The 19,807-nt window shown below is 63.3% G+C and carries 20 protein-coding genes; 11 read left to right on the top strand and 9 right to left on the bottom strand.

The annotated features are described in order from the left end of the window. The first annotated feature begins 83 nt into the window (after nucleotides 1-83). The 7 genes from M2S36_RS07605 to M2S36_RS07575 all read left to right on the top strand — a co-directional run bounded on the left by M2S36_RS07605 (nucleotide 84) and on the right by M2S36_RS07575 (nucleotide 5,080). Nucleotides 84-1,463, top strand: coding sequence for a nucleobase:cation symporter-2 family protein (locus M2S36_RS07605; RefSeq protein ID WP_207831207.1), 1,380 nt, complete (start codon nucleotides 84-86; stop codon nucleotides 1,461-1,463). 182 nt (nucleotides 1,464-1,645) lie between these two features. After that, entirely contained in the window at nucleotides 1,646-2,038 is a 393-nt protein-coding gene (gene tusD, locus M2S36_RS07600; protein WP_144173979.1) for a sulfurtransferase complex subunit TusD, read from the top strand. Between the two features lies 1 nt (nucleotide 2,039). Then, nucleotides 2,040-2,399 carry a sulfurtransferase complex subunit TusC gene (tusC, locus tag M2S36_RS07595; RefSeq protein ID WP_063912576.1) on the top strand — a complete coding sequence of 120 codons (360 nt, stop codon included), beginning with the start codon at nucleotides 2,040-2,042 and terminating at the stop codon, nucleotides 2,397-2,399. After that, nucleotides 2,399-2,695 carry a sulfurtransferase complex subunit TusB gene (gene tusB / locus M2S36_RS07590; protein ID WP_207831205.1) on the top strand — a complete coding sequence of 99 codons (297 nt, stop codon included), beginning with the start codon at nucleotides 2,399-2,401 and terminating at the stop codon, nucleotides 2,693-2,695. Before tusC ends, tusB begins: the two co-directional genes overlap by 1 nt. Next, nucleotides 2,692-3,027, top strand: coding sequence for a TusE/DsrC/DsvC family sulfur relay protein (locus tag M2S36_RS07585; protein ID WP_025339766.1), 336 nt, complete (start codon nucleotides 2,692-2,694; stop codon nucleotides 3,025-3,027). Before tusB ends, M2S36_RS07585 begins: the two co-directional genes overlap by 4 nt. Further along, complete coding sequence (locus M2S36_RS07580; RefSeq protein ID WP_333956916.1) at nucleotides 3,024-4,028, top strand: glycosyl transferase family protein; 1,005 nt, start codon at nucleotides 3,024-3,026, stop codon at nucleotides 4,026-4,028. Before M2S36_RS07585 ends, M2S36_RS07580 begins: the two co-directional genes overlap by 4 nt. Before the next feature lie 92 nt (nucleotides 4,029-4,120). After that, nucleotides 4,121-5,080 carry a glutathione S-transferase family protein gene (locus M2S36_RS07575; RefSeq protein WP_233686882.1) on the top strand — a complete coding sequence of 320 codons (960 nt, stop codon included), beginning with the start codon at nucleotides 4,121-4,123 and terminating at the stop codon, nucleotides 5,078-5,080. A 33-nt stretch (nucleotides 5,081-5,113) separates the two neighbouring features. Here M2S36_RS07575 and cysG read toward each other — a convergent pair whose 3' ends face one another. The 6 genes from cysG to M2S36_RS07545 all read right to left on the bottom strand — a co-directional run bounded on the left by cysG (nucleotide 5,114) and on the right by M2S36_RS07545 (nucleotide 12,779). Beyond that, a complete protein-coding gene (gene cysG, locus M2S36_RS07570; RefSeq protein ID WP_333956915.1) occupies nucleotides 5,114-6,505 on the bottom strand; it encodes a siroheme synthase CysG in 1,392 nt (463 codons plus the stop codon). Next, nucleotides 6,506-7,786, bottom strand: a complete 1,281-nt coding sequence (serS, locus tag M2S36_RS07565) for a serine--tRNA ligase (protein WP_025339770.1) — start codon at nucleotides 7,784-7,786, stop codon at nucleotides 6,506-6,508. It lies immediately after the preceding gene. A 30-nt stretch (nucleotides 7,787-7,816) separates the two neighbouring features. After that, on the bottom strand, nucleotides 7,817-8,191 hold the full coding sequence (gene crcB, locus M2S36_RS07560; RefSeq protein ID WP_207831197.1) for a fluoride efflux transporter CrcB: 375 nt from the start codon (nucleotides 8,189-8,191) through the stop codon (nucleotides 7,817-7,819). Further along, entirely contained in the window at nucleotides 8,188-9,513 is a 1,326-nt protein-coding gene (locus M2S36_RS07555) for a replication-associated recombination protein A (protein WP_013973284.1), read from the bottom strand. The genes crcB and M2S36_RS07555 overlap by 4 nt, the downstream gene beginning before the upstream one ends. A 12-nt stretch (nucleotides 9,514-9,525) precedes the next feature. Then, nucleotides 9,526-10,161: an outer membrane lipoprotein chaperone LolA gene (lolA, locus tag M2S36_RS07550; RefSeq protein WP_063912582.1), complete on the bottom strand. Its 636-nt coding sequence runs from the start codon at nucleotides 10,159-10,161 to the stop codon at nucleotides 9,526-9,528. A 62-nt stretch (nucleotides 10,162-10,223) separates the two neighbouring features. Continuing rightward, nucleotides 10,224-12,779, bottom strand: a complete 2,556-nt coding sequence (locus M2S36_RS07545) for a DNA translocase FtsK (protein ID WP_402799134.1) — start codon at nucleotides 12,777-12,779, stop codon at nucleotides 10,224-10,226. A 384-nt stretch (nucleotides 12,780-13,163) separates the two neighbouring features. On the opposite strand from M2S36_RS07545, the gene aat reads away from it, so the two are divergent. From aat to infA, 3 genes are all read left to right on the top strand, one after another. Continuing rightward, nucleotides 13,164-13,844 (top strand): leucyl/phenylalanyl-tRNA--protein transferase, encoded by a 681-nt coding sequence (gene aat / locus M2S36_RS07540; protein WP_333956913.1) that lies wholly within the window; start codon nucleotides 13,164-13,166, stop codon nucleotides 13,842-13,844. A 56-nt stretch (nucleotides 13,845-13,900) separates the two neighbouring features. After that, nucleotides 13,901-14,608, top strand: a complete 708-nt coding sequence (locus M2S36_RS07535; protein ID WP_207831191.1) for an arginyltransferase — start codon at nucleotides 13,901-13,903, stop codon at nucleotides 14,606-14,608. A 102-nt stretch (nucleotides 14,609-14,710) separates the two neighbouring features. Beyond that, a complete protein-coding gene (gene infA / locus M2S36_RS07530; RefSeq protein ID WP_002553999.1) occupies nucleotides 14,711-14,929 on the top strand; it encodes a translation initiation factor IF-1 in 219 nt (72 codons plus the stop codon). A gap of 83 nt (nucleotides 14,930-15,012) precedes the next feature. On the opposite strand, the gene clpA is transcribed toward infA, so the two are convergent. Continuing rightward, nucleotides 15,013-17,283, bottom strand: a complete 2,271-nt coding sequence (gene clpA, locus M2S36_RS07525; protein ID WP_233693637.1) for an ATP-dependent Clp protease ATP-binding subunit ClpA — start codon at nucleotides 17,281-17,283, stop codon at nucleotides 15,013-15,015. 30 nt (nucleotides 17,284-17,313) lie between these two features. Continuing rightward, entirely contained in the window at nucleotides 17,314-17,676 is a 363-nt protein-coding gene (clpS, locus tag M2S36_RS07520; RefSeq protein ID WP_013973290.1) for an ATP-dependent Clp protease adapter ClpS, read from the bottom strand. A 230-nt stretch (nucleotides 17,677-17,906) separates the two neighbouring features. Here clpS and cspD point away from each other — a divergent pair, with 230 nt between their 5' ends. Beyond that, nucleotides 17,907-18,161, top strand: coding sequence for a cold shock domain-containing protein CspD (gene cspD / locus M2S36_RS07515; protein ID WP_207831187.1), 255 nt, complete (start codon nucleotides 17,907-17,909; stop codon nucleotides 18,159-18,161). 72 nt (nucleotides 18,162-18,233) lie between these two features. Here the strand turns inward: cspD and icd are convergent, their stop codons facing one another. Next, nucleotides 18,234-19,490 carry an NADP-dependent isocitrate dehydrogenase gene (gene icd, locus M2S36_RS07510; protein WP_207831185.1) on the bottom strand — a complete coding sequence of 419 codons (1,257 nt, stop codon included), beginning with the start codon at nucleotides 19,488-19,490 and terminating at the stop codon, nucleotides 18,234-18,236. Nucleotides 19,491-19,807: the final 317 nt, after the last annotated feature.

The following is a 19,807-nucleotide window of genomic DNA, read 5'->3' as shown; positions in this document are numbered from 1 at the left end:
GCCGCCATCGTGCTTTGCTCTACCCCAATCCGCCATCACCCCGTAGAATGCGCTCCTTTTTTCTTTCGGGGCAGCTTTCTGCAATGAGCTCACACGAACACAGCCCAGGCGCGGCGGCGCCTGCCAATGAACTGGTGCTGGGTCTGGAGGACAAGCCAAGGCTGTTGATCGGCCTGCTGGCTGCCCTGCAGCACCTGCTGGCGATCATCGTGCCGATCGTCACCCCTGGCCTGCTGATTTGCCAGGCGCTAGGTGTTTCCGCACGGGATACCAACCTGATCGTTTCCATGTCGCTGGTCATCTCGGGGATCGCCACCTTCGTCCAGTGCAAACGCTTCGGGCCGTTCGGCGCCGGGCTGCTGATCGTCCAGGGCACCAGCTTCAATTTCGTCGGCCCGCTGATTGCCGGCGGGGCGCTGATGGTCAAGCAAGGTACGCCCGTAGAGGGCGTGATGGCGGCCATCTTTGGCGTGGTAATCGCCGGCTCGTTCGTCGAAATGGGCGTGTCGCGCATCCTGCCCTTCGTCAAACGCCTGATTACCCCGCTGGTAACCGGCATCGTGGTGCTGATGATCGGCCTGACCCTGATCAAGGTCGGCCTGATCAGCATGGGCGGTGGCTTCGGCGCCATGGCCAATGGCACCTTCGCCAATGGCGAGAACCTGCTGCTGTCGGGCGTGGTACTGGCGATCATCGTCATCCTCAACCGCATCCCGGTGGTGTGGATGCGCAGCTGTGCCATCGTTATCGCCCTGGCAGTCGGCTATGCGCTGGCCGGCTACCTGGGCCGCCTGGACTTCACCGGCATGCACGAAGCCGCGCTGTTCCAGGTGCCGACGCCGCTGCACTTCGGCCTGGGCTTCTCCTGGGCGCTGTTCATTCCGATGCTGGTGATCTACCTGGTGACTTCGCTGGAAGCCATTGGTGACGTTACCGCCACCAGCAAGGTGTCGCGCCAGCCGGTCGAAGGGCCGGTGTGGATGCAGCGGATCAAGGGCGGTGTGCTGGTCAACGGGGCCAACTCGCTGCTGGCTGGCTTGTTCAACACCTTCCCGAGCTCGATCTTTGCCCAGAACAACGGGGTGATTCAGTTGACCGGGATCGCCAGCCGCCATATCGGCCTGTGGATAGCCGTGATGTTGGTGCTGCTGGGCCTGTTCCCGAGCGTTGCCGGGGTGATCCAGGCAGTGCCGGAGCCGGTGCTGGGTGGTGCGGCCATGGTCATGTTCGGGGCGGTTGCGGCGTCAGGGATCAATATCCTGGCCAGCACGCGGCTGGACCGTCGCGCCCTGCTGATTATCGCTGTGTCCCTGGCCTTGGGCCTGGGTGTGGCGCAGGTGCCGGAGTTCCTGGCGCACATGCCGGCGGCGATTCGCAATGTGCTGGAGTCGGGCGTGGCTACCGGGGGTATCTGTGCCCTGGTGTTGAACTGGTTCTTGCCGGAGAGCAAGGAACAGGCTTGAGCCTGGAGTCCTTCTGTCAGGGCCATGGGGCTGCTTTGCAGCCCGTCGCGACACAAGGCCGCTCCTATGAGGCCGCGTAGACCTGAAGATTGGTGCAAGACAGAAAGCCCGCCCCGCCATGCACAAGCGGGCGCGGGCTTTTTTGCTTTATCATGGCACCATTCCTTTTGCATGAGTTATCCATGAAATTCGCTATCGCGGTGTTCTCCCCGGCCCATGCGCCCTCCTCGCGGCGCGCCTTGCGCTACGCCGAGGCGGTGCTGGCTGGCGGGCATGAGATTGCCCGGCTGTTCTTCTACCAGGACGGGGTACACAGTGCCTCGGCCAACGTGGTCGCCCCCCAGGATGAGCTGGATGTGGCCGGCCAATGGCGCGCCTTCATCGAAGCCAACCAGCTGGACGCAGTGGTGTGCATCGCCGCCGCCCTGCGCCGTGGCGTGCTCGATGAGGCCGAGGCCAACCGCTACCAGCGCCCGGCCGTGAACCTGCCCAAACCCTGGGAATTGTCGGGGCTTGGCCAGTTGCATGAGGCGGCGCAGGTTGCCGATCGCCTTGTCTGCTTCGGAGGCGACTGAAATGGCCAAATCCTTGTTGATCATCAGCCGCCAGGCACCCTGGAACGGCCCATCGGCCCGCGAGGCACTGGACATCGCCCTGGCTGGCGGCGCGTTCGATTTGCCGCTGGGCATGCTGTTCCTCGATGACGGCGTATTCCAGCTCGCTGCGGACCAGCAGCCCACCGCCGTGCAACAGAAGAACCTGGCCGCCAACCTGCAAGCGCTGCCAATGTTCGGCGTCGAAGACCTGTTCGCTTGCAGCCACAGCCTCGCACGTCGCGGCCTGGCAGCCGACACCCTGGCGCTGCCGGTGCAAGTGCTGGACGACGCGGCCCTGGCCGCACTGATCGCCCGTTTCGACCAGGTGGTAACACTCTGATGACGACCCTGCATGTAATTGCCCACTCCCCGTTCGGCGACGAGCGCCTGGCCAGCTGCCTGCGCCTGCTCGGTACCGACGACGCCCTGCTGCTGTGCGGCGATGCGGTGTATGCCCTGCGCAGCGGCAGCGAGCCGCACCGCCAGTTGCAAGCCGCCGGCCTGGCCCAGCGCCTGTTCGCCCTGGAAGAAGACGTGCAGGCCCGCGCGGTCGGCAACGAACTGGCCAAGGCCGTGGACTACGGCGGGTTCGTCGAACTGTCGCTGCATTACGACAAGGTCAACAGCTGGCTATGAATACCCTCAACGTTGGCGATCAGGCGATCGCCCTGGACAAGGACGGCTTCCTGGTCGACCTGCAAGACTGGTCGCATGCCGCCGCCGAGGCCTTGGCCGCACGCGAGGGCATCCCGCTGACGGCGGACCACTGGGAAATCCTCGAGCTGCTGCGCCAGTTCTACCAGGAATACCAGCTGTCCCCGGCCACGCGCCCGCTGATCAAGTACACGGCCCTCAAACTGGGCCCGGACAAGGGCAACAGCCCGCACCTGAACCGCCTGTTCAACGGCACTCCCGCCAAACTGGCCGCCAAGCTGGCGGGCCTGCCCAAGCCGACCAACTGCATATGACAGCACCTCGCCCGCTTACCCTGGAAACCCCCGCCGAACATCCGTTCGCCGAATTCGTGCGCATTCTTGGCAAAGGCAAGCGCGGCGCGCGCGGCCTGACCCGTGACGAAGCCCGCGTGGCCATGACCCTGCTGCTGGAAGACAAGGTCGAGGACACCCAGCTCGGTGCCTTCCTCATGCTGCTGCGGCACAAGGAAGAAAGCGCCGAAGAACTGGCCGGCTTCACCGAGGCTCTGCGCGCGCACTTGCAGGCGCCGAGCATTGCCGTGGACCTGGACTGGCCCACTTACGCCGGCAAGAAACGCCACCTACCCTGGTACCTGCTGGCCGCCAAGTGCCTGGCCAACAATGGCGTGCGCATCCTGATGCACGGTGGCGGTGCACACACCGCCGGGCGCCTGTACACCGAGCAGTTGCTGTCCTTGCTGGAAATCCCGCTATGCCGTGACTGGGCCGCCGTCAGCCAGGCCCTGGACCAGCAGCACCTGGCCTTCTTCCCGTTGCAGGACTGGGCGCCGCAGTTGCAGCGCATGATCGACCTGCGCAACACCCTGGGCCTGCGGTCGCCCATCCATTCGCTGGCCCGGGTGCTCAACCCGCTGGCTGCGCGCTGTGGCCTGCAGAGCATCTTCCACCCCGGTTACCAGGCGGTGCACCGCGAGGCCAGCCGCCTGCTGGGCGACCATGCAGTGGTGATCAAGGGTGATGGCGGCGAGATCGAGGTCAACCCCGATGTCATCAGCCACCTGTACGGCACCACTGCCGGCGAAGCCTGGGACGAGGAATGGCCAGCACTAAGCGGGCGCCGCCACGTGAAGCCGCCCAGCCTGCAGCCCGAGCAATTGCTGGCGGTCTGGCGCGGCGAGGCCGAGGACAGCTACGGTGAGATGGCCGTGGTCGCGACCATGGCCTTGGCCCTGCGCGGCCTGGGCCAGCACCGTGAGCAGGCTTTCGCAACCGCACGTGGTTACTGGAGCGCACGGAACCAATCGAATAACTAGATACTAAGGGGGCATTCTTTGCGCTAGTTATTCGAACGATTTCCCCTAGACTGGGCTCCAACGACAAACAACTTTGTTCCGAGGAGCTCACCATGGGCCTTTTGATCGACGGCCGCTGGCATGACCAGTGGTATGAAAACGGCAAGGACGGCACGTTCAAGCGCGAAAATGCCCAACGCCGCAATCAGCTGCCCGCTCCCGAAGCCGGCCGTTACCATCTGTACGTCTCGCTGGCTTGCCCATGGGCGCACCGCACCCTGATCTTCCGTGCCCTCAAGGGCCTGGAACCCCTGATCGACGTATCTGTGGTCAGCTGGCTGATGCAGGACCATGGCTGGACTTTCGACCAGCAGCAAGGCTCCAGCGGCGACCACCTCGATGCGCTGCAGTACCTGCACCAGCGCTATACCCAGGATGACCCGCACTACACCGGCCGCGTGACTGTACCCGTGCTGTGGGACAAGAAAGAGAAACGCATCGTCAACAACGAGTCGTCGGAGATCATCCGCATCTTCAACAGCGCGTTCAATGAACTGACCGACAATACGCTGGACCTGTACCCAGAGCCGCTGCGCCCGACCATCGATGCGCTGAACGAGCGCATCTACCCGGCGGTGAACAACGGTGTGTATCGCGCAGGCTTTGCCACTACGCAGGAAGCCTACGAGGCTGCCTTTGATGAAGTGTTCAACGAACTGGACTACCTGGAAGACTTGCTCGGCCGCAATCGCTACCTGGCCGGGGAATACCTGACCGAGGCCGATGTGCGCCTGTTCACTACCTTGGTGCGCTTCGATGCGGTGTACCACGGGCACTTCAAGTGCAACCTGCGCCGCCTGAGCGATTATCACAACCTGTCGAACTGGCTGCGCGAGCTGTACCAATGGCCGGGGGTGGCGGGTACGGTGGACATGGAGCATATCCAGAAGCACTACTACATGAGCCACAAGACCATCAACCCGAACGGGATCGTGCCCAAGGGGCCGCTGCAGGACTTCAACCTGGCGCATGATCGGGAGCGGTTGGCAGGCAAGGGAATCTGGCAGGCTTGAGATTGTCGGGGCCGCAAAGCGGCCCCAACGATTTCAGCTGTTCTGCGAGCCTTCGAACCACGCCAGCTTGTCACGCAACTGCACCACTTCCCCAACAATCACCAGGGTCGGCGCATGCACTTCATGCTGGGCCACCAGCTCCGGCAGATCCGCCAGGGTGCCGGTGAACACCCGCTGATTTCGCGTAGTGCCCTGCTGCACCAGCGCCGCCGGGGTACTGGCCGCACGGCCATGGCGAATCAGCTCGGCACAGATGGTCGGCAAACCCACCAGGCCCATGTAGAACACCAGGGTCTGCGCCGGCGCCACCAGGTCATGCCAAGGCAGGTTGCTGGTGCCATCCTTCAGGTGCCCGGTCACGAAACGCACCGACTGGGCATAGTCGCGGTGAGTCAACGGAATGCCCGCATAGGCGGAGCACCCACTGGCCGCGGTAATGCCCGGCACCACCTGGAACGGGATGCCATGCTCGGCCAGCTCTTCGATCTCTTCGCCACCCCGGCCGAAGATGAACGGGTCGCCGCCCTTCAGGCGCAGCACACGCTTGCCCTGCCGGGCCAGATCGACCAGCAGGCGGTTGATCTGGTCCTGCGGCACGGCATGGTCGGCACGGCGCTTGCCCACATAGATACGCTCGGCATCGCGCCGGCACATCTCGATGATCGCCGGTGCCACCAGACGGTCGTACAACACCACGTCGGCTTGCTGCATCAGGCGCAAGGCGCGGAAGGTCAGCAAGTCCGGATCGCCCGGGCCCGCACCCACCAGGTACACCTCACCACCCTGCTGCACCGGTGCACCGTCGACCATCGCCTGCAACAGGCGCTCGGCCTCGGCGCCCTGCCCGGCCAGCTGGCGCTCGGCAATCGGCCCCTGGAATACGGTTTCCCAGAAGCCGCGGCGCTGGTTGACGTCCGGGTACAAGGCCTTGACCTTGTCGCGGAAGCGCGCGGCCAGGCCAGCCAGTTCGCCGTAGGCGGACGGGATCCAGGCCTCCAGCTTGGCGCGAATCAAGCGCGCCAGCACCGGAGCATCGCCGCCACTGGACACCGCCACCACCAACGGCGAACGGTCGACGATCGCCGGGAAGATCACCGTGCACAGGGCCGGCGCATCCACCACATTGATCGGCAGGCTCAGCGCCTGCGCATCCGCCGACACCTGGGCATTGAGCCCAGGGTCGTCGGTGGCCGCGATCACCAGCCGGCAACCGACCAGGTCGGCCGCCTGATAGCCACGCACCAGCACCTCGCCGCCACCTTCCCGGGCGAGCGCTGCCAACTGGCCGTCGACATCCGGTGCCACCACCCGCAGCGCGGCGCCGGCATCGGCCAGCAGGCGCGCCTTGCGCAAGGCGATCTCACCACCGCCAACGACCAGCACGCGGCCGCCCTGCAGCTTGTGGAACAGCGGCAGGTAATCCATTTAGCGGATGACCTCGACGCCGCCCATGTATGGCTTGAGCACTTCCGGCACACGGATCGAACCGTCGGCCTGCTGGTAGTTTTCCAGCACGGCAACCAAGGTACGGCCTACGGCCAGGCCGGAGCCGTTGAGGGTGTGCACCAGCTCTGGCTTGCCGGTTTCCGGGTTGCGCCAGCGGGCCTGCATGCGGCGCGCCTGGAAGTCGCCGCAGTTGGAGCACGAGCTGATTTCGCGGTACTTGTCCTGGCTGGGCACCCACACTTCCAGGTCGTAGGTCTTCACCGCGCCAAAGCCCATGTCGCCGGTGCACAGGGCCAGCACGCGGTACGGCAGCTCCAGCAGCTGCAACACTCGCTCGGCGTTGGCGGTCAGGCCTTCCAGGGCTTCCATCGACTTGGACGGCTCGACGACCTGCACCATCTCGACCTTGTCGAACTGGTGCTGGCGGATCATGCCGCGGGTGTCACGGCCCGAAGCACCGGCTTCACTGCGGAAGCACGGGGTGTGGGCAACCAGCTTCAGCGGCAGCTGTTTGGCGTCGAGGATTTCACCGGCCACCAGGTTGGTCAGCGACACTTCGGCAGTCGGGATCAGGTAGAAGTCGGCCTCGCCTTCGCGGCTGATCTTGAACAGGTCTTCCTCGAACTTCGGCAACTGGCCGGTACCCTGCAGGGCCGGAGCCTGCACCAGGTACGGGGTGTAGTGTTCCTCGTAGCCGTGCTCACCGGTGTGCAGGTTGATCATGAACTGCGCCAGGGCGCGGTGCAGGCGTGCGATCGGGCCACGCAGCACGGCAAAGCGCGCACCAGACAGTTTGGCGGCGGCTTCGAAGTCCAGGCCACCGCTGACTTCGCCGAGGGCGACGTGGTCCTTGATTTCGAAGTCGAAGGCCTTCGGTGTGCCCCAACGGCGCACTTCGACGTTGTCGTCTTCACTGGCACCGACCGGTACGCTGGCGTCCGGCAGGTTGGGGATGGTCAGCAGGATGCCGTCCAGTTCGGCCTGGATGCCGTCCAGTTCGGTCTTGCCGGCAGCCAGTTCATTGGCCATGCGCTCGACGTCGGCCATCAGCGGCGCGATGTCTTCGCCCTTGGCCTTGGCCTGGCCGATCGACTTGGAACGGGCGTTACGCTCGGCCTGCAGCTGCTCGGTGCGGGTCTGCACCGCCTTGCGGCGCTCTTCCAGTGATTCGATGCGCGCGACATCCAGGCTGAAGCCACGGGAGGCCAGGCGATCCGCCACTTCCTGAAGTTGGCCGCGTAACAGTTTGGAATCGAGCATATCGTTCTCTCGTTATGTGTAGGTGTTGGTTCAGAATCGGGTCAAGGACAGGCCGGCCCAGGTCGCGAGCAGCCCGCCCACCACGCTGATACCGGTATAACCCAAAGCCAGGGGCACTTGCCCGCTTTCCAGCAGGCGTACGGTATCCAGCGAAAAGGAGGAAAAAGTCGTCAGGCCGCCGAGGAAGCCGACGATCAGCCCGGCGCGCAGCTCGACCGGCACGATCGGCTTGTGCAGGAACAGACCATAGAGCAGGCCGATCAGCAGGCAGCCAATCAGGTTGACCCCCAGCGTACCGAGATAGAAGTGCCGTGGCCAGTGGGCAGCCACCCAGTTGGTGGTAGCAAAGCGCAACAAAGTGCCGGCAATACCGCCCGCGCTGACGGCGGCAATCAGTGCAATCACGGTTTTCTCCGCTGGCGGGGGCTGTTGCGGTCAAGGTCGGCCAGGTGGCGCAGCTTCTCGCCAATCTTCAGTTCCAGGCCACGGGGCACCGGCTGGTAGTACTGGCGCGGCTCGAGTTCCTCGGGGAAGTAATCTTCGCCGGCGGCATAGGCGTCGGGCTCGTCGTGGGCATAGCGGTACTCGTCGCCATAGCCCAGTTGCTTCATCAGCTTGGTCGGGGCGTTGCGCAGGTGCAGCGGCACTTCCAGCGAGCCATGCTCGGCGGCTTCGCGCAGGGCGGTCTTGAAGCCCATATACACTGCGTTGCTCTTCGGTGCACAGGCCAGGTAGGTGATGGCCTGGGCCACCGCCAGCTCACCCTCGGGGCTGCCCAGGCGCTCTTGCACATCCCAGGCCGCCAGGCACAGGCTGAGCGCGCGCGGGTCGGCGTTGCCGATGTCTTCGCTGGCCATGCGCACCACGCGGCGGGCGATGTACAGCGGGTCGCAGCCGCCGTCGAGCATGCGCGCGAACCAGTACAGGGCGCCATCGGGGTTGGAGCCGCGCACCGACTTGTGCAGCGCGGAAATCTGGTCGTAGAACGCCTCGCCGCCCTTGTCGAAGCGGCGGCGGCTGTCACCGAGCAGGCTCTGCAGCATCTCGACGTCGATCTCGCTGCCGTCTTCAGCCAGGTCCGAGGCGTTCTCGAGGAAGTTGAGCATGCGCCGGCCATCGCCATCGGCGGCAGCCATCAGCATCTTGAAAGCGTCATCGCCAACCCGCAGGTTGCGCTTGCCCAGGCCGCGCTCTTCAGTCAGCGCGCGGTTGACCAGCTTGCGCAGCGCCGCCTCGTCCAGGCTCTTGAGCACATATACCCGCGCCCGCGACAGCAGTGCGTTGTTCAACTCGAACGACGGGTTTTCGGTGGTGGCGCCAATGAACAGCAGGGTGCCGTCTTCCACATAGGGCAGGAAGGCATCCTGCTGCGACTTGTTGAAGCGGTGCACTTCGTCGACGAACAGGATGGTACGGCGGCCGTACTGGCCAGCCTGCTGCTTGGCCACCTCGACCGCCTGGCGAATTTCCTTCACCCCGGCCAGCACCGCCGACACCGTTTCGAAGTGCGCATCGCAGAACTGCGCCAGCAACCGCGCAAGAGTGGTCTTGCCCACCCCCGGCGGCCCCCAGAAGATCATCGAGTGCAGCGCACCCTGCTCCAGCGCCTCGCGCAGCGGTTTGCCGCGCGCCAGCAGATGCTCCTGGCCAACGTACTCGTCCAGGTTGGACGGGCGCAGGCGAGCGGCCAGGGGCTGGGCGACGGGTTCGCTTCGAAACAGGTCCATGGCGAGTTCTGGTTACTCCTTGATGACGTCCGCGCCTTTGGGGATGTCGAACTTGAACTTGCTGTCCGGCACCGCCTGGTTGGCCTTCACGCCATTGAACAGGATGTTGGTGCGCTGGCCGACGCTGTCGATCAGTTGCATGTCATTGATCAGGCCTTTGCGGAACGACACGCGCAGCGAGTCGAACAGGGTGTCCTTGGTTTTCGGCTTGAGGGTGAAGTCCATCACTTCGCCCTGCTCCTTCGAGCTGATGTCGAAGCTCTGGCTGATCTTCGACACGTCACCGGACAGCAGCAGCGCCGGGGTCTGGTTCAGGCGCACATCAAGCTTCTTGATGGTGGCCTGCTCCAGGTCCGGGTCCCACAGGGTGACGTTCTTGCCATCGGAGACCACCACCTGCTCCTGCGGCGCATCGGTGTGCCAGTAGAACAGGCCCGGGCGCTTGACGGTCATCTTGCCGGAGGTTTCCTGCAGGCTGGTGCCGCCAGCGTCCAGGGTCAGCTGGGAGAAGTTCGCCTCGATGGTCTGCGACTTTTCCAACAATTGGGTCAGGCGTTGTACATCTTGCTCACCGGCATAAGCCGAAACGGTGGCCGACACAGAAGCCGCGGCCAGGGCAGAAACCAACAGCATGCGAATCGCGCGCATGGGAATCCTCATCGAGCATTGAAAAGGCCGGACGCCACCGTTGGCGCCCGGCAAGGTGTTCATCAGTCGCGCGGGCCACCCGGGGCAATCACTTCCCGCGAGCCGTTGCTGTTCATGGGGGTGACCACGCCGGCCATTTCCATGGCTTCGATCATGCGGGCGGCGCGGTTGTAGCCGATCTTCAGTTTGCGCTGCACGGCCGAAATGGATGCGCGGCGGCTTTCCAGCACGAACTGCACGGCCTCATCATACAGGGCGTCGCTTTCCGAATCTTCGCCATCGCCACCGCCGCCGCCGCCGCCTTCGAAGCCGCTGCCGGCCTCTTCGACACCGTTGAGGATGTCGTCGTTGTAGTCCGGGGCGCCCCGCAGCTTCCACGCTTCCACCACGCGGTGCACCTCGTCGTCGGAGACGAACGCGCCGTGCACGCGAATCGGCAGGCTGGTACCCGGCGGCATGTACAGCATGTCACCGTGGCCCAGCAGCTGTTCGGCACCACCCTGGTCGATGATGGTCCGCGAGTCGATCTTGCTCGACACCTGGAACGCCATGCGGGTCGGGATGTTGGCCTTGATCAGGCCGGTAATCACGTCCACCGACGGGCGCTGGGTGGCGAGGATCAGGTGAATACCGGCCGCACGTGCCTTCTGGGCGATACGGGCGATCAGCTCTTCGACCTTCTTGCCGACGATCATCATCATGTCGGCGAATTCATCGACCACCACCACGATGGTCGGCAGGGTTTTCAGCGCAGGCGGCTCGTCGTCCATGCTCTCGCGGCGGTACAGCGGGTCATGGATGATTTCGCCGGCTTCCTGGGCGTCCTTGATCTTGCGGTTGAAGCCGGCCAGGTTACGCACGCCCATGGCCGCCATCAGCTTGTAGCGCCGCTCCATCTCGGCCACGCTCCAGCGCAGGGCGTTGGCGGCGTCCTTCATGTCGGTGACCACCGGGCACAGCAAGTGCGGGATGCCTTCGTAGATCGACAATTCGAGCATTTTCGGGTCGATCATGATCAAGCGTGCGTCTTCCGGGCTGGACTTGAACAGGATCGACAGGATCATCGCGTTCACACCCACCGACTTACCGGAACCGGTGGTACCGGCCACCAGCAGGTGCGGCATCTTGGCCAGGTCGGTGATTACCGGCTTGCCGCCGATGTCGTGGCCCAGGGCCAGGGTGACCGGCGATTTCTGCTCGTCGTACTGCGGCGTGGCCAGCACTTCCGAGAAGCGCACCATCTGCCGGTTTTCGTTGGGGATCTCGATACCGACGGTGGTCTTGCCAGGAATGACCTCGACCACACGCACACTGGTCACTGCCAGCGAACGCGCCAGGTCCTTGGCCAGGTTGGCGATGCGGCTGACCTTCACGCCGGCGGCCGGCTGGATTTCGTAACGGGTAATCACCGGGCCCGGGTGGATCGAGTCCACCGTCACTTCCACGCCGAATTCCTTGAGCTTGATTTCCAGCAGCTGGCCGACACCGGCCAGGGATTCCGGCGAGTACTCGATCTTCTTCTGTTCGGCCGGGTCGAGGATGGAGATCGACGGCAAGGTGCCCTCCACCGCGCTGTCAACGAACAGCGGCGCCTGCTTCTCCTTCATCACCCGCTTGCTCGGCTCCGGCGCCCTGGCGGGTGTCGGCGGCACGATCATCGGAGCCGCGGCAGGTTGTTCGCGGGAGATTATCGGCTCACGTGGTGCCAGCGACTCGCGCGGTACCACAGGCTCGCGTGACAGGGTGGGCTCACGCGGCTCGACCGGCCGGGCAGGTGCCTCCTCACGTTTGAAAATGCGCTCGCGCAGCGCCGGTTTGGCCGGCTCACGCTTGTCGGCAGCCATTGGCGCGGCCTGGACCACCACCGGTTCATCCTCGCGCAGCTGCGCCTCCAGGCGCTTGCGCTCGTTGCGTGCTTCCCACCAACGGTTGGCGGCGCCCTGTACCAGCTCGAACAGGTCGAGGGTGATCTTGCCGGTCAGGTCCATCACCTTGAACCACGACAGGTCGGTGAACACGGTCAGGCCGAACAGGAACAGGGCAATGAACATCAGCGTGCTGCCCTGCACGTTCAGCAGGTTGCGCGCCAGGTCGCCCAGGCTCTCGCCGAGTGCGCCACCGGCCGAGAACGGCATGCTCGCTGGCGGGTGGAAATGGATATGCGCCAGCGCCGCACCAGACAGCACCAGGAACACCAGGCCGATCAACCGCCAGGAGAACAGCCAGCCGCTCCAGTCCCAGGGCTGGTGGCGTTCGCGGAAGATCTGCCAGGTCTTTATCGCCAGCAGCAGCGGGAAGATGTAGGCGAAGTAACCCAGCACCATGAACAGAATGTCGGCGAAGTAGGCACCGGCACGCCCGGCGGCGTTCTGCACCTGGTCGACGTTGCTGGTGTGGCTGAAGCCCGGGTCCGACGTGTCGTAGGTCAGCAGCGCCATCCACAGGTACAGGCACAGGGCGCCGACTGCGATCAACGCACCTTCCTTGAGGCGATAATGCAGCTGCTGCCGCCACAGGGGGACGGGCAAGGGAGCTGGAGTTGCGGTGGATTTCTTCAAAACGCGTCTATTCCTGCGCGTGCTGCGCGTCCAATAGTGATCGGCCGACGGTGCGGCCAATGAACCACTACTTTTAACATTACTGCCCGCCCACTGCCATGACGGCACGCCGTAAGGAGCTTGAGTGGGGGCGACTTTCGTATACCTGCAATTTGAGCACGCATTGTCTTCTGTGACAAAGGCTTATGCTGTGTTTTTGCACAGGTGTGACAGCAAATGTAGCGGATGGTGCCTGCGGTTTCATGAATGTGTAGGAAATTGCCTATTTTCATCGCCTGTGCCGGCCTCTTCGCGGGCTTGCCCGCTCCCACAGGTATTGCAACACCCCTGAAGGCAGCAGGGCCCCTGTGGGAGCGGGTTTACCCGCGAAGGGGCCACAACCATTGACCCTGCCATGCGCGCAAGCCATGCTGAGCCCTCCCCTCCCCCACCGCACGATAGACCATGCTCACCTGGCTGACCCGCGACTCGCTTGCCTTCCCTCCTCTGGAAAAGGCCCTGCACGACCCCAACGGCCTGCTCGCCGCCGGCGGCGACCTGAGCCCCGAGCGCCTGGTGCAGGCCTATCGCCATGGCTGTTTCCCGTGGTACCAGGACGGCCAGCCGATCCTCTGGTGGTCACCCGACCCGCGCACGGTGCTGTTCCCTGACCAGCTGCACGTGTCGCGCTCGCTGGCCAAGCTGATGCGCCAGGGCCGTTACCAGGTCAGCTTCGACACTGACTTCGCCGCCGTCATCGCCGCCTGCGCCGCGCCGCGTGACTACGCCGACGGCACCTGGATCACCGACACCATGCGCGCCGCCTATTGCGAGCTGCACCGGCGCGGCATCGCCCATTCGGTAGAGGTGCGCCGGGACGGCGAGCTGGTCGGGGGCCTGTACGGCCTGGCCATGGGCCAGCTGTTCTTCGGCGAATCGATGTTCAGCCGCGCCGACAACGCTTCCAAGGTCGGCTTCGTGACCCTGGTCAACCACCTGCGCCAGGCCGGTTTCGTCCTCATCGACTGCCAGATGCCGACCCACCACCTGCACAGCCTGGGCGCCCGCGCCATCAGCCGCGTCGAGTTCGCCGGTTACCTGGCACGCCACCTCGACCAGCCCAACAGCGCCACATGGGTTCCCTAGGCGAGTTCCCATAGCTGGCTTACACTTAAAGCAAAGTCTCACCGAGGGGGTTGATCATGACAGAGTTGGCGCGGTTGAAGTTCTATGCCACTCAGCCCCACTCCTGCAGCTACCTGCCCGACGAACAGGCAACCACGCTGTTCCTCGACCCCAGCCAGCCAATGGACGTGCATGTGTACGCCGACTTGTCGGAAATGGGCTTTCGCCGCAGTGGCGACCACCTGTACCGCCCGCACTGCCAGAACTGCAATGCCTGCGTGCCGGCACGCATCCCGGCGGCGCGCTTCATCCCCAACCGCCAGCAACGGCGCATCCTCAAGCGCAACGCCGACCTGACCGTGACTGCGGCACGCCCGGTGTTCAAGGAAGAATACTTCGATCTGTACCGGCGCTATATCGAAACGCGCCACGCCGACGGTGACATGTACCCGCCCAGCCGTGACCAGTTTTCCACCTTCCTGGTGCGCGACCTGCCGTTCTGCTGGTTTTACGAGTTCCGCCTGGAAGGCCGCTTGATGGCGGTAGCGGTGTGCGACCTGCTGCCCAACGGCCTGTCGGCGGTATACACCTTCTACGAGCCGGACGAAGAACGCCGCAGCCTGGGCCGCTTCGCCATCCTCTGGCAGATCACCGAAGCCCTGCGCCAGAACCTGGAGGCGGTTTACCTGGGTTACTGGATCAAGAACTGCAAGAAAATGAACTACAAGACGCAGTATCGGCCCATCGAACTGTTGATAAATCAGCGCTGGGTCACCCTCAACTGAAAGGCATTGGCTTGACACACAGTTTTCGGGCATAATCCACGCCACTTTTTTGCCCGGTGCGGTTATGCGTCGGGCCAACACTGGATCCGAGGGCTCTACTGCATGTCGAAAGAAGACAGCTTCGAAATGGAAGGTACTGTCGTCGACACCCTGCCCAACACCATGTTCCGCGTGGAGTTGGAAAACGGGCACGTCGTAACCGCGCACATCTCCGGAAAGATGCGCAAAAACTACATCCGTATTCTCACTGGCGACAAGGTCCGCGTCGAACTGACGCCCTACGACCTGAGCAAGGGCCGCATCACCTACCGTGCGCGCTAAGCTCAAGCCATGAAAAAGCCCGGCCATGTGCCGGGCTTTTTTGTGCCTGCCAGATGCAGGGGGCTGCATTGCAGCCCCCGCTGTCACGCAACCTCAGCCGTCGTCTCGAAGTCGAACACCAGTTCGCCATCGCGCAGGTCGACGTGCACCACGCCACCATGCTCGGCCAGTTCGCCAAACAGGATCTCCTCGGCCAACGGCCGCTTGATCTTGTCCTGGATCAGCCGCGCCATCGGCCGCGCACCCATCTGCACGTCGTAGCCCGAGGCCGCCAACCAGCCGCGTGCATCCTCACTGACCTCAAGCAGTACCCGCTTGTCTTCCAGCTGTGCCTGCAGTTCGATAAGGAACTTGTCGACGATGCTCTTGATCGTCTCGTGGCTCAGGCGGCCGAACTGGATGATGGTATCCAGGCGGTTGCGGAATTCCGGCGTGAAGCTCTTGCGGATGACTTCCATGGCATCGGACGCATGGTCCTGATGGGTGAAGCCGATCGAGGCCCGCGCAGCGGTTTCTGCACCGGCGTTGGTGGTCATGATCAGGATCACGTTACGGAAGTCGGCCTTGCGCCCGTTGTTATCGGTCAGGGTGCCGTGGTCCATCACCTGCAGCAGCAGGTTGAAGACTTCCGGGTGGGCCTTCTCGATTTCATCGAGCAGCAACACGCAGTGCGGTTGCTTGGTAATCGCCTCGGTCAGCAAACCACCCTGGTCGAAGCCAACATAACCAGGAGGCGCACCGATCAGGCGCGACACGGTGTGGCGCTCCATGTACTCGGACATGTCGAAGCGCACCAGCTCTACACCCAGCGCCTTGGCCAGCTGCCGCGCCGCTTCGGTCTTGCCGACGCCGGTCGGGCCGGCGAACAGGAACGAACCAACCGGCTTGTCTGGCGACTTGAGGCCGGCACGGGACAGCTTGATCGCGGTAGCCAGCGAATCGATCGCCTGGTCCTGACCAAATACGGTCAGCTTCAGGTCACGCTCGAGGTTACGCAGCAGTTCCTTGTCGGAGCTGGTGACGTGTTTCGGCGGAATCCGCGCGATCTTGGCGACGATGTCTTCGACCTGTGGCACGTCGATGCGCTTGACGCGGCTGGCCTCCGGCTGCAGGCGCTGGTAGGCACCGGCTTCGTCGATCACGTCAATGGCCTTGTCCGGCATGTGCCGGTCGTTGATGTAGCGCGAGGCCAGCTCGGCAGCGGCGCGCAAGGCTTCGTCGCTGTACTCGATGTTGTGGTGGCTTTCGAAGCGCCCTTTCAGGCCACGCAGGATGCCCACGGTGTCTTCGACCGAGGGCTCGCTGACATCGACCTTCTGGAAGCGCCGTGCCAGGGCACGGTCCTTCTCGAAGATGCCGCGGAACTCCTGGAACGTGGTCGAGCCGATGCAGCGGATTTCACCGGACGACAGCAGTGGCTTGAGCAGGTTGGACGCATCCATTACCCCGCCCGACGCTGCACCGGCACCGATGATGGTGTGGATTTCGTCGATGAACAGGATTGCCTGCGGGCGCTTGCGCAGCTCGCCCAGCAGCGCCTTGAAGCGCTTCTCGAAGTCGCCACGGTACTTGGTACCGGCCAGCAGTGCGCCGAGGTCGAGGGAATACACCACGCTCTGCGCCAGCAGGTCGGGCACCTGGCCATCGACGATGCGCTTGGCCAGGCCTTCGGCGATGGCGGTCTTGCCAACGCCAGCCTCACCCACCAGCAGTGGGTTGTTCTTGCGCCGACGGGCAAGAATCTGCGCCACGCGCTCCACTTCCTGCTCGCGACCTACCAGCGGGTCGATACGGCCGGCACGGGCCAGCTCGTTCAGGTTGCTGGCATAGGCATCCAGCGGGTTGCTCGAAGAAGCGGTATCGCCGCCCTCTTCGTCCTGCATTTCCTGGTCGGTTTCGGAATGCGAACCATGGCCCGGCACCTTGGAGATGCCATGGGCGATGTAGTTGACCACGTCGATGCGGGCCACGCTCTGCTGCTTGAGCAGGAACACGGCCTGGCTTTCCTGTTCGCTGAAGATCGCCACCAGCACGTTGGCGCCGGTGACTTCACGCTTGCCGGAGCTTTGCACGTGGAACACGGCACGTTGCAGTACACGCTGGAAGCCCAGGGTCGGCTGGGTTTCGCGGTCTTCGTCGTTGACCGGAATCAGGGGCGTGGTGGAATCGATGAACTCTTGCAGGTCGTGCTTGAGTTTGTCGAGATTGGCGCCACAGGCGCGCAGAACGGTCGCGGCAGCCTCATTGTCAAGGAGTGCCAGCAGCAGATGTTCGACGGTCATGAACTCATGACGCTTCGAACGGGCCTCCTTGAAGGCAAGATTGAGGGTGACTTCGAGCTCGCGGTTTAACATAGCTTCACCTCATACCCAAGTGGTCGGCGATTAACCGTCCTTCTCGATTTCACAGAGTAGCGGATGCTGGCTTTCCCTGGCGTATTGGTTGACCTGCATAGCCTTTGTTTCGGCGATGTCACGGGTAAACAATCCGCACACTGCCCGCCCTTCGGTATGGACGGTCAGCATGATCTTGGTCGCCAGCTCGCGGTTCAGATTGAAGAACGTCTCGAGCACTTCGACGACGAAATCCATCGGCGTGTAGTCATCGTTGAACAAAACCACCTTGTACATCGGTGGTGCCTGCAGGATCGGCTTGGCTTCCTGTACTGCAAGACCTGAGCCGTCGTCCTCATTCGATTGCGGGCGATCCTGATTGAATGTTAGTCGAATCTCACTAGGTGCATGCATGGAAAGAATTTCATCATGAGCGACAGGTTAAGGTTATGGGTTGACTGCGAAAGGCACGGCCAGCGCAGGCGCCGGGCGACCTTGACTATCGGCAAAACGGTGTTACAAACAATAAGAACCCACCGTGGTCGATAAAGATCCGCGCAGTCAACCAGATTTTTCGCATGGTTCGTATGCGGATGAAGTGGATGATACTCCAGTGATGGAGTCCTTTGCAGAGGGACATAGGGATGGCAAGCGGTAAAGTCAAGTGGTTCAACAATGCCAAGGGCTATGGATTCATCAATGAAGAGGGCAAGGACGAAGACTTGTTCGCTCATTACTCAGCCATCCAGATGGACGGGTACAAGACGCTCAAGGCCGGCCAGGCCGTGAGCTTCGACATCGTCCAGGGCCCCAAAGGCCTGCACGCGGTGAATATCAGCAGCGCCACTGCCGCCACTGCCACCAGCGCACAGCAAACCGGCAGCACTGCCGACGCCTGACTTGCCGCGCGGCCTGCCGGCATACGAAAAACCGGCCGCCTCCTTACTGGAAGCGGCCGGTTTTGCATTGCTTTACATATGCTTGATCATTTCATCGCCAAAGCCTGAGCTGCTCACCAGCCTGGCGCCGTCCATCAGCCGTTCGAAGTCATAGGTCACGGTCTTGGCGGCAATCGCGCCGTTGGTGCCCTTGATGATCAGGTCGGCCGCCTCGGTCCAGCCCATGTGCCGCAGCATCATCTCCGCCGACAGGATCACCGAGCCTGGGTTGACCTTGTCCTGCCCCGCATATTTGGGTGCGGTGCCGTGGGTGGCCTCGAACATGGCCACGGTGTCGGACAGGTTGGCACCCGGCGCAATGCCGATACCGCCCACTTCCGCCGCCAGGGCATCGGACAGGTAGTCACCGTTCAGGTTAAGGGTGGCGATCACGTCGTACTCGGCCGGGCGCAGCAGGATCTGCTGCAGCATGGCGTCGGCAATGGCGTCCTTGACGATGACCTCGCGGCCGCTCTTGGGGTTCTTGAACTTCATCCACGGGCCACCATCGAGCAGCTCGGCGCCGAACTCGTCGCGCGCCACTTCATAGCCCCAGTCCTTGAAGGCACCCTCGGTGAATTTCATGATGTTGCCCTTGTGCACCAGGGTCAGCGACTCGCGGTCGTTGTCCACCACATACTGCAGGGCCTTGCGCACCAGGCGCTTGGTGCCCTCGCGGGACACCGGCTTGACGCCAATGCCACAGTCCTGGTCGAAGCGGATCTTGGTAACGCCCATTTCCTCCTTGAGGAACTTGATCACCTTGTTCGCCTCGGGCGAACCGGCCTTCCACTCGATGCCGGCATAGATGTCCTCGGAGTTCTCGCGGAAGATCACCATGTCCACATCGCCAGGCTTTTTCACCGGGCTCGGCACGCCCTGGAACCACAGCACCGGGCGCAGGCACACGTAAAGGTCGAGCTGCTGGCGCAAGGCCACGTTGAGCGAACGGATGCCACCACCCACCGGGGTGGTCAGCGGCCCCTTGATCGACACCACGTAATCACGCACGGCATCGAGGGTTTCCTGGGGTAGCCAGGTGTCCTGGTCGTACACCTGGGTGGCTTTTTCGCCGGCGTACACCTCCATCCAGGCGATCTTGCGCTTGCCGCCGTAGGCCTTCTGCACGGCGGCGTCGACCACCTTGATCATGACCGGCGAGACATCGACGCCAATCCCGTCGCCCTCAATATAAGGAATGATCGGGTTGTCAGGCACGTTGAGCGAATGGTCGGCATTGACGGTGATCCTGGCGCCGTCGGTCGGAACCTTGATTTTCTGGTATCCCATGCTTGCACTACTCCGCTGTCGGGTGTGGTTTGGACATCAAGTGATGCAATGAGCCTAAACCACATCTGCGGACCTGCAAGGCATGCGACAACCCGCCACATTGCCGCTTAGTCTTTGGTCTTATAAATGGGCCGATATCACTTGGCCTTGCTGATTAGCCCGAATGGTTTGGTATACTGCGCCGCGACCGAAGGGTCATCGGGGCGATCCCCAGGAAAAATGCGGACCGCCCTCGGCCATGAATGGACACAAAGCCTGGCCACGAAGCCTGGGTTGTTACCGCAGCTCAGCACTTGACGCTCGACTGATGCATCCAC

Source organism: Pseudomonas sp. SF2 (assembly GCF_036858055.1).
Lineage (GTDB): Bacteria > Pseudomonadota > Gammaproteobacteria > Pseudomonadales > Pseudomonadaceae > Aquipseudomonas.
The sequence above is the reverse complement of the archived record's forward strand: the minus strand, read 5'-3'. Positions and strand labels throughout refer to the sequence as shown.